The organism is Flavobacterium sp. NPDC079362, assembly GCF_050267765.1.
Lineage (GTDB): Bacteria > Bacteroidota > Bacteroidia > Flavobacteriales > Flavobacteriaceae > Flavobacterium > Flavobacterium azizsancarii.
Genome location: NZ_JBNNFM010000019.1, coordinates 22,782 through 37,198, shown reverse-complemented (window position 1 = coordinate 37,198; position 14,417 = coordinate 22,782). Strand labels below are relative to the sequence as shown.

General features: G+C 33.5%; 18 protein-coding genes. 2 read left to right on the top strand and 16 right to left on the bottom strand.

Annotated elements, in window-relative coordinates; all coding sequences use genetic code 11:
- Positions 1-347 precede the first annotated feature (347 nt).
- Positions 348-1,103 carry an NUDIX hydrolase gene (locus ACQKCJ_RS16005; protein WP_271337040.1) on the top strand — a complete coding sequence of 252 codons (756 nt, stop codon included), beginning with the start codon at positions 348-350 and terminating at the stop codon, positions 1,101-1,103.
- A 99-nt stretch (positions 1,104-1,202) separates the two neighbouring features.
- Here ACQKCJ_RS16005 and ACQKCJ_RS16000 read toward each other — a convergent pair whose 3' ends face one another.
- From ACQKCJ_RS16000 to ahcY, 13 genes are all read right to left on the bottom strand, one after another.
- Positions 1,203-1,814, bottom strand: a complete 612-nt coding sequence (locus ACQKCJ_RS16000) for an alpha-ketoglutarate-dependent dioxygenase AlkB family protein (RefSeq protein ID WP_271337039.1) — start codon at positions 1,812-1,814, stop codon at positions 1,203-1,205.
- A complete protein-coding gene (locus ACQKCJ_RS15995) occupies positions 1,801-2,046 on the bottom strand; it encodes an Ada metal-binding domain-containing protein (RefSeq protein WP_271337038.1) in 246 nt (81 codons plus the stop codon). The genes ACQKCJ_RS16000 and ACQKCJ_RS15995 overlap by 14 nt, the downstream gene beginning before the upstream one ends.
- A gap of 260 nt (positions 2,047-2,306) precedes the next feature.
- Positions 2,307-3,020, bottom strand: coding sequence for a 2OG-Fe(II) oxygenase (locus ACQKCJ_RS15990; protein ID WP_271337037.1), 714 nt, complete (start codon positions 3,018-3,020; stop codon positions 2,307-2,309).
- A gap of 10 nt (positions 3,021-3,030) precedes the next feature.
- Positions 3,031-3,882, bottom strand: coding sequence for a bifunctional helix-turn-helix domain-containing protein/methylated-DNA--[protein]-cysteine S-methyltransferase (locus ACQKCJ_RS15985; protein ID WP_271337056.1), 852 nt, complete (start codon positions 3,880-3,882; stop codon positions 3,031-3,033).
- Positions 3,883-4,021: 139 nt separating this feature from the next.
- Positions 4,022-4,489 carry a GNAT family N-acetyltransferase gene (locus ACQKCJ_RS15980; protein WP_271337036.1) on the bottom strand — a complete coding sequence of 156 codons (468 nt, stop codon included), beginning with the start codon at positions 4,487-4,489 and terminating at the stop codon, positions 4,022-4,024.
- Between the two features lie 97 nt (positions 4,490-4,586).
- On the bottom strand, positions 4,587-4,919 hold the full coding sequence (locus ACQKCJ_RS15975) for a DMT family transporter (RefSeq protein WP_271337035.1): 333 nt from the start codon (positions 4,917-4,919) through the stop codon (positions 4,587-4,589).
- 81 nt (positions 4,920-5,000) lie between these two features.
- Positions 5,001-5,600: an SMI1/KNR4 family protein gene (locus ACQKCJ_RS15970; protein WP_427402409.1), complete on the bottom strand. Its 600-nt coding sequence runs from the start codon at positions 5,598-5,600 to the stop codon at positions 5,001-5,003.
- A 3-nt stretch (positions 5,601-5,603) separates the two neighbouring features.
- Positions 5,604-6,062, bottom strand: a complete 459-nt coding sequence (locus ACQKCJ_RS15965; protein WP_427402408.1) for a hypothetical protein — start codon at positions 6,060-6,062, stop codon at positions 5,604-5,606.
- A gap of 108 nt (positions 6,063-6,170) precedes the next feature.
- The gene (locus ACQKCJ_RS15960; protein ID WP_271337032.1) at positions 6,171-6,806 is read right to left on the bottom strand and encodes a hypothetical protein; all 636 of its coding nucleotides are present in this window, start codon (positions 6,804-6,806) and stop codon (positions 6,171-6,173) included.
- Between the two features lie 2 nt (positions 6,807-6,808).
- Positions 6,809-7,093, bottom strand: coding sequence for a hypothetical protein (locus ACQKCJ_RS15955; RefSeq protein ID WP_427402407.1), 285 nt, complete (start codon positions 7,091-7,093; stop codon positions 6,809-6,811).
- Positions 7,094-7,125: 32 nt separating this feature from the next.
- Positions 7,126-7,677, bottom strand: coding sequence for a hypothetical protein (locus tag ACQKCJ_RS15950; RefSeq protein ID WP_427402406.1), 552 nt, complete (start codon positions 7,675-7,677; stop codon positions 7,126-7,128).
- Positions 7,678-7,922: 245 nt separating this feature from the next.
- On the bottom strand, positions 7,923-10,241 hold the full coding sequence (locus tag ACQKCJ_RS15945; protein ID WP_427402405.1) for a patatin-like phospholipase family protein: 2,319 nt from the start codon (positions 10,239-10,241) through the stop codon (positions 7,923-7,925).
- A gap of 225 nt (positions 10,242-10,466) precedes the next feature.
- Positions 10,467-11,783 carry an adenosylhomocysteinase gene (gene ahcY / locus ACQKCJ_RS15940; protein ID WP_427402404.1) on the bottom strand — a complete coding sequence of 439 codons (1,317 nt, stop codon included), beginning with the start codon at positions 11,781-11,783 and terminating at the stop codon, positions 10,467-10,469.
- Between the two features lie 321 nt (positions 11,784-12,104).
- Here ahcY and ACQKCJ_RS15935 point away from each other — a divergent pair, with 321 nt between their 5' ends.
- Positions 12,105-12,764, top strand: a complete 660-nt coding sequence (locus ACQKCJ_RS15935) for a 4'-phosphopantetheinyl transferase family protein (RefSeq protein ID WP_271337027.1) — start codon at positions 12,105-12,107, stop codon at positions 12,762-12,764.
- A 172-nt stretch (positions 12,765-12,936) separates the two neighbouring features.
- Here ACQKCJ_RS15935 and ACQKCJ_RS15930 read toward each other — a convergent pair whose 3' ends face one another.
- From ACQKCJ_RS15930 to ACQKCJ_RS15920, 3 genes are all read right to left on the bottom strand, one after another.
- On the bottom strand, positions 12,937-13,344 hold the full coding sequence (locus tag ACQKCJ_RS15930; RefSeq protein ID WP_271337026.1) for a group III truncated hemoglobin: 408 nt from the start codon (positions 13,342-13,344) through the stop codon (positions 12,937-12,939).
- The gene (locus tag ACQKCJ_RS15925) at positions 13,341-13,628 is read right to left on the bottom strand and encodes a hypothetical protein (protein WP_133523218.1); all 288 of its coding nucleotides are present in this window, start codon (positions 13,626-13,628) and stop codon (positions 13,341-13,343) included. The genes ACQKCJ_RS15930 and ACQKCJ_RS15925 overlap by 4 nt, the downstream gene beginning before the upstream one ends.
- An 80-nt stretch (positions 13,629-13,708) precedes the next feature.
- Positions 13,709-14,305 carry a Crp/Fnr family transcriptional regulator gene (locus ACQKCJ_RS15920; protein ID WP_271337025.1) on the bottom strand — a complete coding sequence of 199 codons (597 nt, stop codon included), beginning with the start codon at positions 14,303-14,305 and terminating at the stop codon, positions 13,709-13,711.
- Between the last annotated feature and the right edge of the window lie 112 nt (positions 14,306-14,417).

Genomic DNA, 14,417 nt, shown 5'->3' with positions numbered 1-14,417 from the left:
TTATATGTGCTATATAAGAATAGACGTCTTTCTTTATTTTTTGTTACAGTAATTACAATATTAAGCTGTTTTTGAGTTTGTTATCTTCTTTAAAGTTTCTTTTTGAAGATGCTTTTTTGTTGTAGAAACAACAAGTTAAGCGCTTAATGTGTTATTATGACGCAATGTACTTATTTTTTTAATTCGATTTTAATTTTAAGTAAAAATTGTGATTTACACACTTCTGCTGTTGGTTTTTTGTTTTTCAATAATATTGCATGCGAATTTTAAAAAAGAGTCTCAATTTTATTAAAATGAATTAAATTGCGTGATCCCTGAGATAAGAAATTGTAATTAATAAAAATTGAATGGCGAAAGGAATACTAGAAAATAACGAAAATTACCAACCCGGACTTTCTATAGATTGTGTCATTTTTGGTTTTCATGATAATCAGCTGAAAGTTTTATTAATTAAAACTCCTTATGAAGACAAGTGGTCATTACCAGGCGGTTTTGTTCCCATTGATCAGGATATTGATACCGCGGCGGTTACTGTTTTAAATAAACGTACAGGAATTGAAGGAATTTTTCTAAGACAATTTGCTACGTTTGGACGTGTAAAACGAAATGATAAGCATTTTGAAAATAAAATTTTAGAACATCTTAAAATTCCGGAAAAAGCCAGAAAATGGTTTACACAGCGTTTTGTAACTATTGGGTATTATGCCTTGGTTGATTTTCTAAAAGCGATTCCACAAAAGGAAAATAATAAGGGAAGCATTGAATGGATTGACCATAAAGAAGTTCCTGAACTTATTTTAGATCACAAAGAAATTTTGGATAAAGCGCTGCATACGCTCCGAATCGAATTGAATTTAATGCCAATTGGTTACAATTTATTACCCGAAAAATTTACCATGCCTGAACTTCAGAAATTGTATGAGACCATTTTGGATAAAAAATTGGACAGAAGGAACTTTTTGCGCAAGATTAACAACATTGGAATTCTCAATAAATTGGAAGAAAAGAAAAGCAACGTCGCACATAAAGCTCCAAATTTATATGTCTTTGATAAAGATAAATATGAAGAAGTCCTTAAAAATGGTTTGAATCAGGGATGGTAAAACTTATTAGAGTTTTTTAAATTTACCATTAAGATATTCAGATTCATTGAAGTCAGAATTCTTAATCTTCCTTAATCTCTTAATGGTTAAATAAAATTTTTATTGAGAAACAATCGTTCTAAAAGTCAAATTTACTCTTGGTTTAGAAGTTGTTTTTGTTGGCGGTAAGCGATGTAACCAATGTGTTTGAGTAGTATCTTTCATAACCAATAAACTGCCGTGTTCTAATATTAACGCAACAGTTTCTTTAGAGTCTTTATGTTTAAAAGCAAACTTTCTTTCAGCACCAAAACTTACAGAACCAATAGCACCATTCTTTTTTAGGTCTTTTTCGGCATCGCTGTGCCAGGCCATTCCTTCATCACCGGAATGATACAGATTAAGTAAACAAGAGTTGAAGGTTTCTCCTGTTTTTTCTTCAATAACAGCTTTTAGTTCTAATAATTCCTTCGTCCACGGAAGCGCTTTTTTTGTCGTATTCGAATACGTATATTCAAAACCTGAATCGCCATACCATGCTACTTTTCGTTTCGTAATAATTAATTTTCCAAAGATGATAGCTTCATCGTTTTTCCATTCAATATTATTTAATAATACATCCAAATAGTGATTGGCATTTTCTCTTGAAAAAAGTTTACCGTAATAATTTACAGTTCCGTCTTTAGGAAGCAGATTAGTCGTCTCGTCAGTTTCGGGATTAAATAAGTCCATTTTTCCAGTTTTGATATTCGGTTTTCATACAATGTCCGCAAGGTCTGAAACCATTTTGTCTGGCTTCATTTTCAGATAAAAAGAAGACACGATTTTCACGTTTCATTCTTTTACCCGAAGAACATTTTAGTGTTCCGTAAATTTTTAGTTTTCGGTTTCCCCCAAAACAAATTTCCGAATTTTTAATTTTAATTCGGAGATCTGAATCGGAAATCTTATTGTGCTCAATCATAATGTTTGTAAAGTTTTTTTGCCACCGATTAAAAGGATTAAAATGATTAAAAAATCTGCCATATCTGCTAAATCTGCGTGAAAAAAATTATGTATTATATTTTACCGTAATTTTTATCCTGTAGAGACGCACCGCAGTGCGTCTACGCAAAGATTGTTCTCATAGATTAATTACGTGACGTTAGACGCACTGCGGTGCGTCTCTACAGATATACTGTGTGTTAAAACCTTTGTGCCTTAGTACCTCAGCACCTTTGTGCCTTAACTTAACGCATCATGAAAAATAATTCCCAACGTATGTCGTTCGCCGGAATGAATTTCGCTCACACCATGTTTCATATTTACCCGATAATACCCTTTTGTACCTTTTACAGGTCTGAAATTGGTGGTAAAAATCAGAACATCTCCTTTTTTAGGTTTCAAAACAATCGCTTTAGATTGTGCTCTGGGCGTTTGTTCTGTTAAAACAAATTCGCCACCGGCAAAATCCTCGTCAGGTTCATTTAGAAAAAGCACGATCTGAATGGGGAAATAAACATCGCCATATAAATCCTGATGTAAAGTATTAAAGCCACTTTTACCATATTTTAAGATTAAAACAGTTGCTTTAAACTGATTATTGGCGTGACATTGTTCGAGTAATTTTTCATGCGTTTCAGGAAAAATAGTATTTATATTCAGCGCTTTCATCCACGCATTTGCAATAAGAGACAGTTTAGGATAGATAGAAGTCCGGATCGTCTGGATTAAATCAGGCAACGGATAATTAAAATATTTATATTCGCCCAGACCAAAACGATAACGCTCCATTACAACCGTTTTTCGGTATAAAGCCGGGTTATCATAATCGAATTTTAAATCTTCGCATTGTTCGTTATCCAGCAGATTTGGAATAATGACAAATCCGCTTTCGTGCATAGATTCAGTGATGCTTTCCCAGTTTTGAGAAGCAATTTTTGATTGTATATTTTGCATGAGATTAGTTTTAGAGATCTGAATTAGTTTGAACACCTTCCCAGCCAATAATAGCTGTTTTACGGGTGTTTCCCCACATATAACCGCCAAAGGTTCCGGAAGATTGAATCACACGATGACACGGAATCAGAAATGCTACAGGATTACTCCCAATGGCAGTTCCAACAGCACGGGAAGCATTTGGTTTCTCGATTTGGTGTGCGATTGATCCATAAGTAGAAAGTTGTCCCATTGGAATCTTAAGCAGTGTTTCCCAAACTTTCAATTGAAAGTCAGTTCCTTTTAAGTGCAATTTAATTTCAGATAATTTGCTCCAGTCATTCTGAAAAATAAATAAAGCGTTTTGCTGCAATAAGTCTAGTTTTCGTAAGAATGCTGCATTTGGAAATTTGTTTTTCAGATCTTGAAATCCTGTTTCTTCATCTTCTGCGAAAGCCATAAAACAAACCCCCTTATTGGTCGAAGCCACTATAATATTACCAAACGGACTTTCGGCAAAACTGAAATTAATGGCTAAGTTTTTACCGCCATTTTTATATTCAGCCGGCGTCATGCCTTCGATATTTACAAATAAATCATGCAAACGGCTTGTTCCCGATAGTCCGGTATCAAAAGCGGCATCAGACAATGTAGTTTTATTATTTTCTTTGAGGATTTTTTTGGCGTGTTCGACACTTATATATTGCAAAAATTTCTTCGGACTTGTTCCTGCCCATTCCGTAAACAAGCGCTGAAAGTGAAACGGACTTAAATGCACTTTTTCGGCAACCTCATCTAAGTTAGGCTGATCCTTAAAGTTGGCTTTGATATAATCGATCGCATCGGCAATGCGATTATAATTGATGTTTTCCTGTGTGTTCATTTTCATTCATTTTTATAATGCAAATATCGACAGGGTTTTGCGAGGATAAAATCCGAAACTTGCGGAAGTTTTTTGATTAGTTTTTTTATTTCAGGTTTCAGGTTCTCCAACAACTTGAACCCTGAAACTGAACCTGTTTTTACTTTTTGAGTTCCTTTTCCATTTTATAGTTGATAAGCTCAACGCCCAATCGTATGTTTTTTTGTTCGGCTTTTGTATTAAAACCTTTTTTCTCAAAAAATGGTTTTGCCGTTATGCTTACGTCTGCAGAGATTGTTTTTGCGTTTTCTTTTTTGGCTTCAATTTCTAATTCGCTGAATATTTTATCCGCAATTCCCTGTCGTTGAAAATCTTTGTGAACACAGAAAAAATCAATATAATTTCCATCTTTCAAAGTTCCGTACCCCACAATTTTATCATCGACAAGAGCCAGTAAAACATATTGACTGTGTATAACCTTCAGCCAGCGTTCAGTGTCATTAAGTCCGGAAACCCAGGCATTAATTTGCAACGGATTGTAATCGTTTTTGCAAATCCATTGAATGGTTTCGATATACATTTCCTGCATTTCTTTTAAGTCTGAAATAGTAGCTTTTTTGAAATCCATTGTTTTATATTTGAAATGAATAAGTTGAGAATTGATGTCTTATTTTTTCAGGTTGCTTTGGCTTGAAACTTAAAATTTGGAACGATTTATTTACAGTTTAATGCGCTGTAGTTTTAGAAAAAACATTAATTACAATAACACCAGCCATAATCAAAGCTAGTCCTATAATAGCAGGTAAATCTGGTATTTGCTTAAAGAAAACAGCACCAATAATAGTAATTAAAACAATTCCAACGCCGGACCAAATGGCATAAGCAATCCCAACCGGAATGGTTCTAATAGCAAAACTCAAAAAGTAAAATGCAGCAAAATATCCCACAATTGTTATTATACTTGGGATCAGCTGTGTAAATTGCTCTGATTTCTTTAAGGCCGAAGTGGCAATAATTTCGAACATAATGGCAATACCTAAAAAGAAAAAGTTTTTCATGGTTAGCGTTTTTACAAAGTTAGTTTTATTGAGATGAAATCAAGAGAATGGGGGTGTTATTAGAAATTAGCATTATAAACTTTATATGAAAAACCTTAATTGTTTAATTTGGCTTTCGAGTTTTCGTTTTGCTAATAAATAACTTTTGGTGTCAATACTATTTCGATTTGCGTTTAAATAAGCAAGCTGTTTACGAAGTTCAATTATTTGTTTTTCATCTTCTGTAAATAAAATCGGGGTGCGAATTTTGTCCAATTCTTCAATAATATCATTTGTTTTGCTTAAAACTTCATCCAGCGTCTCTCCAATAACGATTGAACTTTCATATTCTAAATCTCCTGCGTCTGCAGCAACAATACGAATGTTTTTTGGATCTCTAAAATCATAGGCATAAAATATCCCACCTCCATTAAATGCAACAGGTAAAAATAATGGTGTATATTTTGAAAGTTTGTAATCAAAATAATAGTTTCTCATATCAATTAATGAGAAATAGCCAAAGTCGCGGTTTCCGTTTATTATTCCTCCTCCGTTAGAAAATTGTAATAATTCAAGTAATTCATCAGGCAAGAAAAAGTCAGTTGGAAGTTTATTACTCCATATTTGCTGAAGGTTTATTTCAGGATATTCATCTATTAATCTTTTTTGTTTTTTGTAGAAAGTATATTTATCGTACCACATGGTTTAAGATTTATTAATCGTATTTAAATCTACTTTATGAAGAAGTTTTTCAGTATTTGAATCATAATAACGATAGGGAATACTAGGGCCTGAACCACGAAAAGGACCATCTTTGTGATTTAGAAAAGCCGAATATCTTCCGCAGCATTCTAATGTTATGTAACTAAAATTAGCATCACAACTACTAACCTGAACATTGATCCATTGCGGAACTTTGCCATTGCGCCATAGATAATCAATTGCAGTAGATTTTGTAGCAGGATTAATTGAATTTGTTTCATTGATTTTATCATCAGGATAAATTTCTTCATCATTTTCTAATTCATTCCCATCGTAAGAACAATTGGTTTTAATTATGAATTTATAATCGTGAGGTAATTTGTTCGTTACCATTTCCTGAGTAAAATCAAGAAGTCCTTTAAGAGCTTTTTCCAGATTGATTTTAAAATCTTCTTTTGTCATAATTAAAGTCTGCTATTTTATTATAAAGAACTAAAGCGTAATTGTATAATTTCGGGTTTTACTTTAATTTTTCTTTGCTTACCAAGACATTTATTACTTAAAAGAATTTTATTTAAAATCGTATTCATAATCTATTTCCTTTAAATCGTCTTCCAGCAATTGCCAATCTTCAATTTCGTCAACAATAGATAATACCATTTCTTTTGTCAAGATTTGACCTTGATAAATTTTGGTAACAGTTTCTAACGGAATTCCGGTTTCCTTATAAGAATCTTCAAAATATTCGGTTGCCCAGTCAATATAAGTTTGTGGGGTGTTGTCAAAAACAGAAAGCAATTCTTCTGAATTGTCATTATAATCTTCGATTATTCCGGTTTCCCAATTTCCCGTTTGATTTGTCCACAAACAAAATGTAGTACCGAAAGAAGCAACAGGTTCACCAAAAATAAAATCATTATAAATTTCAGGTAAGTTTTTAGTCAGGTCACTTTTTTGATTGTGTTGAAATTCGTGAGCAAAACCATTTATTACACAATTGTTTTCAAGAAATAGAATATTCATTAAATCTCCGGATCCATACCTCATTTCGCAATATTCTTCACCTTCTCCCCATTTAGAGTTGTACGAATAATATCGATATTCCCATTCGGGACAAATAATAGCATCTAGAACTGAGATTGCTTTACAGATGCTTTGTAATGAATTTCTATTGGGTAATGATGTAAAGTTTTTTGTAGAAATCATATTTATCTTAGATGAATCTCTGGTTCATTGTTTTTTGCTTCTTCAAAACAATCTGAACATAATATTTTAAAATCGGCATTAGCCTGAAAAACGTCAGTCCATTCTTCTCCGTTATCCAATAACCATTGCTCGCATGCGCCACACCAGGCAATTTCAGGAAGATCTTCTTCGGCTTCTGAATAAAAAAAGCCAACTTTTTCTTTTTTGTCTATTGCCATTGCAATATGAATGCAGGCAAAAGACATATCTTTTGAACCATGTAGGTCACATAAAACTTTTTCGATCATATTTTTATTGTGTGAATTATAGAAAGAGATTTTTATTTTTTCTTGTCTTGCTTTTCTTGTTGTTTTTTTGCTTTTTCCTCTTCCTTTAATCTTTTTTCCTCTTCTTTTAATTTCTTCTCTTCTTCGTGTTGTTTCTCTAATTCTGCTTTTTTGATTTTATCGGCTAGTATCTGGTTTTGCAAATCCTGAATTTTATTCGAACTTTTTTCAATAGCTGTTTTAGATTTACTTATTTTTTCTTCAGACTTTGCAACTTCTTTTTTAGCTTTTTCAATATCTCTTATAATGTCAGAATTATTGTTTTGTGAGCTAATTTCAAGACTTTTTAATTCATCGTTTTTTGTCGTTAAGTCAGCTTCTTTTTGTTTTATTTTTTCCTGAATTTTTTTGAATTTTTTTTCTTCCTTGGCTAATTTGGATTCTTTTGTTTCGATGTTGTTCATCATGCTTGCCATCATACGTTGTTGTTGCTGTTGTTGCAAAAACATTTGATTTTGTTGTCGCACCATTGAATTTGATGCTTGCATTTGCCTTTGCAGACTAGATTGAGCATTAGTAAAAAAAGGCAACAATATTATTAACATTAAAAATAGGCGTGTTCTCATAATTAGGTTTTAGATATTGGGGATTTGAATTTCAAAAGTAAAACTTAAACTTAAGAAACATATATAATATCTGATTAAAATGATGTTATTGGTTTGCGTGAGCATGAGGCATAGGAGCCAATGTCATTAAGTCAGGAGATTTTAGATTGAAGATTAACGATCAAAGATTTCTGATTTGGCGTGATGAATAACTAAATTTGTCGATTTTTTGAGGCTTATCGTTTTTAAGGATTGAATGAGAATCCGACACTAAAAAATAATCTCACTTTGTCTATATTATTAATCCAGGAAGTATCAAAATGAATTGGGCCTAAAATGGACTGATAAGAAATAGCGGCTCCTCCGGATAATACAAGGCTTGGTTCAATGTTATTGTCCCACTTTCCTTTAGGACTAAATGCATCCTTAATGTATTCGTCAAAAGCGTCAAAACCTACAGTTGCAATATTAAAATGAGGAGTCAGATATATTTTTCCCATAAGATTTATTTGAGAGGCAAGATTTAAGCCTATATATTGTGTAACATTGAGTTCGTCTTCTTTCAGGCCGGGAAAAGAAAAACGATTACTGCCAGAACTCGGTATAATTCCTCCTAAGAAATATTTTGAAGCATACCCAAGTTCCGAAAATGAGATTTGACTGTCCTTAAGTCTGTCCTGAAAAATAAAATAAGAATCAAAACCAATGATTCCTGTAATCTTCTTATTTATGAGCGCTCTTTTTTCAAAACTAAAACCAAGTTTTGTATATCCATTAGTTGCGCCTGAGGTAGTTGTTTTATCTGGATCATTAAAAGAAGTGTAGACATCTGATAACAATGATCGGGTTACATTTGCCTTTATAATTGTTCCATGTTCAGCAAAGAAAACTTTATCCATATTATTATATGAATAATGCATGTTTACTTCTATGCTGTTTAAAGAGTAATCCTTGATATTGATTGAGTTAGGATTGTATTCTCTGTTGTATTTAGGCTTTAAATTGGTGTAGTGATAATTTAAGCCATAACCAAAATAACTTTTAAGGGAATTTATGTTTCTATTGATTTCATTATTGAACTCAAAAGAGTTATAAAGAATGTTATCTGAGGCTTTGCCATTGATATAAATTTCTTGCCTTAAAAAAGCCCCGTACATTTCAGATGCCCACCACCAGTCTCTGTTTTTTCCAAAATTTTTCTGAAAATTAATTCTTGCTTTTGGCTGCTCTGCAATATCTATTGTTGCAAGAAGCCGGGATGCTCTGGCAAGAACATTTCTGGCGGTGTAATTAAAAATGATTCCAACACCTCTGTAAGTATCGTAATGTAATGATGTGTTGAGTTGGTTTTTGGCACGCTCATATCCAATTATTGTTACCCCAAGCTTGTCGCCATCTTTGATGAAAAAACTGTGCGAGATCTCGTCAAAAAGATTCGTACCCATGGCTCTGTTAATGCCCGCTATTAAATCTTTGGTGGTATATTTTATATTTGTTTTAAGATTTATTCTTCCCAATACCAGAGCAAGATTTTCCGGACTGATTCTTTTGTAAACAATTGTGTCAAGAGTAAAATCTCCGGGTATGTTAGGCAATTGATGAGTTCGTTGCTTAAATCCTTTTAATTGTTGGGATAATGCGATTAAAGCCGGAAGGTTTTCTGTTGTGGCAATTTTACCGTCTTTGTAGATTTCTTTGCTATCTGCAAAATCAGCAGTAGAAAAACGCAAGTTTGGCAAATGATCGACCAAGATCGTGCAGAGTTTTCGGTTTTCAGGATTTTTGATATTACTAGGAAACATACTGGTTTGGGTCAATATAGTCACAAGATTGTTCAGTTTATCTATTGGTTCCAATCCGCCCCCAACATCACTGCCAATGATAATATCCGCGCCCATTTGTTTGGCAACATCTGTAGGGAAATTATTCATAACACCGCCATCAACCAATACTGTTTTTTCGTAGGCCATGGGCTTGAAAATAGCGGGCAGCGACATACTCGCTCTCATGGCATAAGCAAGACTGCCTTTGCTTAAAACGACCTCTTTTCCTTCAGACAAATCGGTAGCCATGGCTCTAAATGGTATTGGCAGGCTGTCAAAATCTTTAATATTGTATACAGGATAAGTTAATTCAGAAAGAAGTTCTCTTAAATTTTGATCATTCAAAAGAGAGCCAACGCTGTTTAGTTTTTTGTCCTTAACACCTATTCCAACTAAGTATCGCTGAAATTCTCTTTTTTCTTCTACACTGGCAGATTTTAAAGACTGACCTCCGCCAAGCAATTTATCCCAGATAATGTTTTTGGTTAATTTTTCGATGCTATCACCAGAATATCCCATAGCATACAAGCCACCTATAATACTGCCCATACTATTCCCAACAATAAGATCAGGAACAATGTGCAAAGAATCTAGTTTTTGTAAAAGCGGAATATGTGCAATTCCTTTTGCACCACCACCACTTAAAACTAAAACGACTTTGGGTTTCTTTTCCTGAGAAAAAATAATTTGCGGGAGGCTAAATAAAAACAAGTAGAGGAACAAATAAGATGTTTTTTTCAAGATTACAAGGTTTATGTGTTTGATAAATAGGGACTTGTTTTTATTTTTAAAATTAAGAACTTATTTTTTAAAAATATATTTTTTTGTAAGAAATGTGTTTATTTGTAAAAATAAACGATTTGTTGATTCTGGACAAGACAGAGTTGAAATAAAAAACCCTCACATTTCTGCAAGGGTTTCTATAAATCTAAAATCTTAGATCGTTTATCTACAATCTAAAATAGATTAGTATCTGTAATACTCTGGTTTGAATGGACCTTCAACCGAAACACCAATATAAGCAGCCTGATCGTCACGTAAAGTTTCCAATTCAACTCCTAATTTAGCAAGGTGCAAAGCAGCAACTTTTTCATCTAAATGTTTAGGTAACATATAAACGTCATTGTTGTAAGCCGCACTGTTTTTCCATAATTCGATTTGAGCAAGAGTTTGGTTGGTAAATGAGTTACTCATTACAAAACTTGGGTGACCTGTAGCACAACCAAGGTTTACCAAACGACCTTCAGCAAGAATGATGATGTCTTTTCCAGCGATAGTATATTTGTCAACTTGTGGTTTGATTTCGATTTTAGATGCACCGTGAGTTTTGTTCAACCAAGCCATATCAATTTCGTTATCAAAGTGCCCAATGTTACAAACAACAGTTTTGTCTTTCATTTGTTCGAAATGAGATCCAAGAACGATATCTTTATTTCCTGTAGTTGTAATGATGATATCAGCATTAGCAACAACAGTGTTTAATTTTTTAACTTCATAACCGTCCATTGCAGCTTGTAAAGCACAAATTGGGTCAATTTCAGTAACTGTTACAATAGATCCTGCACCTCTGAAAGAAGCAGCAGTTCCTTTTCCAACATCACCGTATCCGCAAACGATAACTCTTTTACCAGCTAACATTAAGTCAGTAGCACGACGAACAGCATCTACTGCAGATTCTTTACAACCGTATTTGTTATCAAATTTAGATTTAGTAACAGAGTCATTAATGTTGATTGCAGGCATTGGCAAAGTTCCGGCTTTTACTCTTTCGTAAAGTCTGTGAACTCCAGTTGTAGTTTCTTCAGACAATCCTTTGATTCCAGGAACCAATTCCGGGAAACGATCAATAACCATGTTTGTTAAATCTCCACCATCATCTAAGATCATGTTCAATGGTTTTCTGTCTTCACCAAAGAATAAAGTTTGCTCAATACACCAGTCAAATGATTGCTCATCAAGACCTTTCCATGCATAAACCTGAATTCCTGCAGCAGCAATAGCAGCAGCAGCCTGATCCTGAGTAGAGAAAATGTTACAAGAAGACCAAGTAACCTCTGCACCAAGAGCGATTAAAGTTTCGATCAAAACTGCAGTCTGGATAGTCATGTGCAAACATCCTGCGATACGAGCACCTGCAAGAGGTTGTTCGTCTTTATATTCAGCGCGAAGAGCCATTAAACCTGGCATTTCAGCTTCAGCTAATTCAATTTCTTTTCTTCCCCAAGCCGCTAGAGAGATGTCTTTTACTTTGAAAGCCACAAAAGGCGTAGTTGTAGTACTCATTTATAGTATATTTGTAATTGTAAAATTTTTGCAAATTTACGGAATAGGTTTTTAATTCTGACTACTTTCCATAAGATTTGTGAAATGTTTAATTTCTTAATCTTTTGAACTTTAGCTAAATAATTTACTTATTATAAGATGATATTAAAAGTTAGGAGCTATTTCCTGCTGTCCGCTATATCTTTTCCTTCCGCTGCCGCGGAAGAAAAAGGATGCCGCTCCCATCAGGGCTAGAAACACCAGACGTTAAATAAGAAGTTCAGTTTTCAAATCCGGAAAATAATTCATAACTTAAAACTCATAATTCATAATTAAAAAAGAATGCCTTTATTTCAAACCATACAATTCAACGCAACTACCAAAATCTTAGTTTGGCACATAACAGAATCATTTGAGGAGTTATTGGGCAAAGTAGTGTTAAAAGAAAAAACGCAGCAAAGACTTAACGGAATGAAGTCTCAAATGCACCAGCGTGCTTTTTTGAGCGTTCGTATGTTGATACAGGAAATGGGTTTTACAGACCACGAAATGCATTATGACGAATTTGGGAAACCTTATTTTAATTGTCACAATCATATTTCGATTACACATTCCCACGATTTTGCAGCAATTATAATTAGTGACGAAACCGTAGGAATCGACATGGAATTGCAACGTGAGAAAATCTTAAGAATCGCTGATAAATTTGTAGATACTGAAAATAGTTATCTCAATACTCAAAACACAACCAATTATATTAAGGAGCTTACTGTAATTTGGGGAGCAAAAGAAGCGATCTTTAAAATCAGAAACGAAAAAGGAATCAGTTTCAAGGATCATATCAGAGTAAATGCTTTTTCGTTAGATAAAAATCAAACAGAAGCAAGTTTGCATTTTAATGATTTGGTAGTAGATTTTGATGTGCATTACAAAGAGATTAAATCAGATACTTCAGGACAGGACTTTACTTTAGTGTATGCTTTTGAAAAACAGGTTTTTTAAATCCCAATAAATAAATTCCAAATTACTCGACGAGTTAGGTAAAACACAATCTTGTCATTTCGATCGAAGGGAGAAATCACACGTGTAATTCTGTACCTAAATTTACTAATCTTTGTCGAATTTCTAGTGTGATTTCTCCTTGCGTCGAAATGACAAACAGTTTGTTAATGTTTTATTCCGTTGAGGCTTCCGCGATCTTCTTTCTGTGTTCAAACATACTCATAAACAAAAAAGTTCCCATTTTTCTGGCACGACGTTTTAGCGTTTCTACATTCTCACCTTCAAAATGTTCGTTAAGAGTCTGGAACCAATAGTTCAGCCATATCCCAAATTCGTTAGAGGTAATTTTGCTCTCAAAATGAGCATCAACTTCATTGTGTACCGCATGCGGATTGCCTTTGTATTTTTTTACTGCAAATAGATTAGTTTCCCAAAAATCAGTCAGCTTTTCAAGATGGGCATCCCAATCCTTAATCATGGTATTAAAATAAAAGCCAATTTCTTCATCGGCTCTTATTTTAGCATAAAACTGATGGACTAAAAATGAGATATCAGCTCTGTTTTCTATTTGTTTTCTCATAGTACAAAACTATTCAGAAATATAAGTAAAACACTTAATAAAGCACTTAAAATAATAAGGTTAAAAACCACTTTGTGTTTCATCTGTGCTAAAATTGAAGTGTTGGCAAAAACACAAGCCAATACGATAATTGCCAATTGAATCATTTGTCCAATAGAGGTTCCATGAGAAAGGATATACATTGCAGCGGCGCCACCTAAACAGCTTTGACCAATAACAGCCATTGCTGCAGAACCCATATAGTTTTTATTGAAATTTTCGAATGTTGTTTGATAAAGTGTCATAATATTTGTTTTTAGAGTAACAAAGGTACAAGCACTTTAGAGCTCCTATTTATGATTAAAATCATAAAACAAGAACTTTTTTATCGGTATACTTTTCTGTTTATAATTTTAAGAACACCCTTTTTTTCTAAAGATTTAATCGTTCTGATCACCGTTTCAACACGTAAACCCGTTAAGTCTCCAATTTGTTGTCTGGTAAAATTGATGAGGTAACCGTTTTCCTCTTTTTTAAAATTAAAATAAGCAATTCCGTGGTCAATTAATTTTAAAACCCGATGCTCCGGTTCTTGCGTAGACATTTCGGCGGCCATAACTGATTTATAATACAATCGCTGCGCTAAATTCTCTATTATCTTAATGCTGACTTTTGGATTTTCTTCCAGCAATTTCATGAACTTATTTTTGGGCAATAAAAGAACCTCTGAATTTTCAACAGCAATAGCATTGGCCGGATAATTTTGATTTAAGAATAATGGTGGTTCACCAAAAGACTGGTCTTTATAAAAAATACCCTGAATAAATTCACGGCCATCATCATTATAATTACTCATTTTGATTTCGCCGGAAATAATTTGGTAATAGTGCGTTGGAAGATTGCCTTCTTCAAAAATAATCTCACTTTTATCGAAAGATTTTTTCAGGGCTCCATATTTTTCCAACACCTCAATTGCAATCATAATTTGGTTTTAGCGTTAGTACAAATATAATTTATTCAAAATAGTTCTTCGGGATTAAAAAACTTTTACTTTTACGGCCACTATAAGAACAAACCAAAAACGACGAAATCCA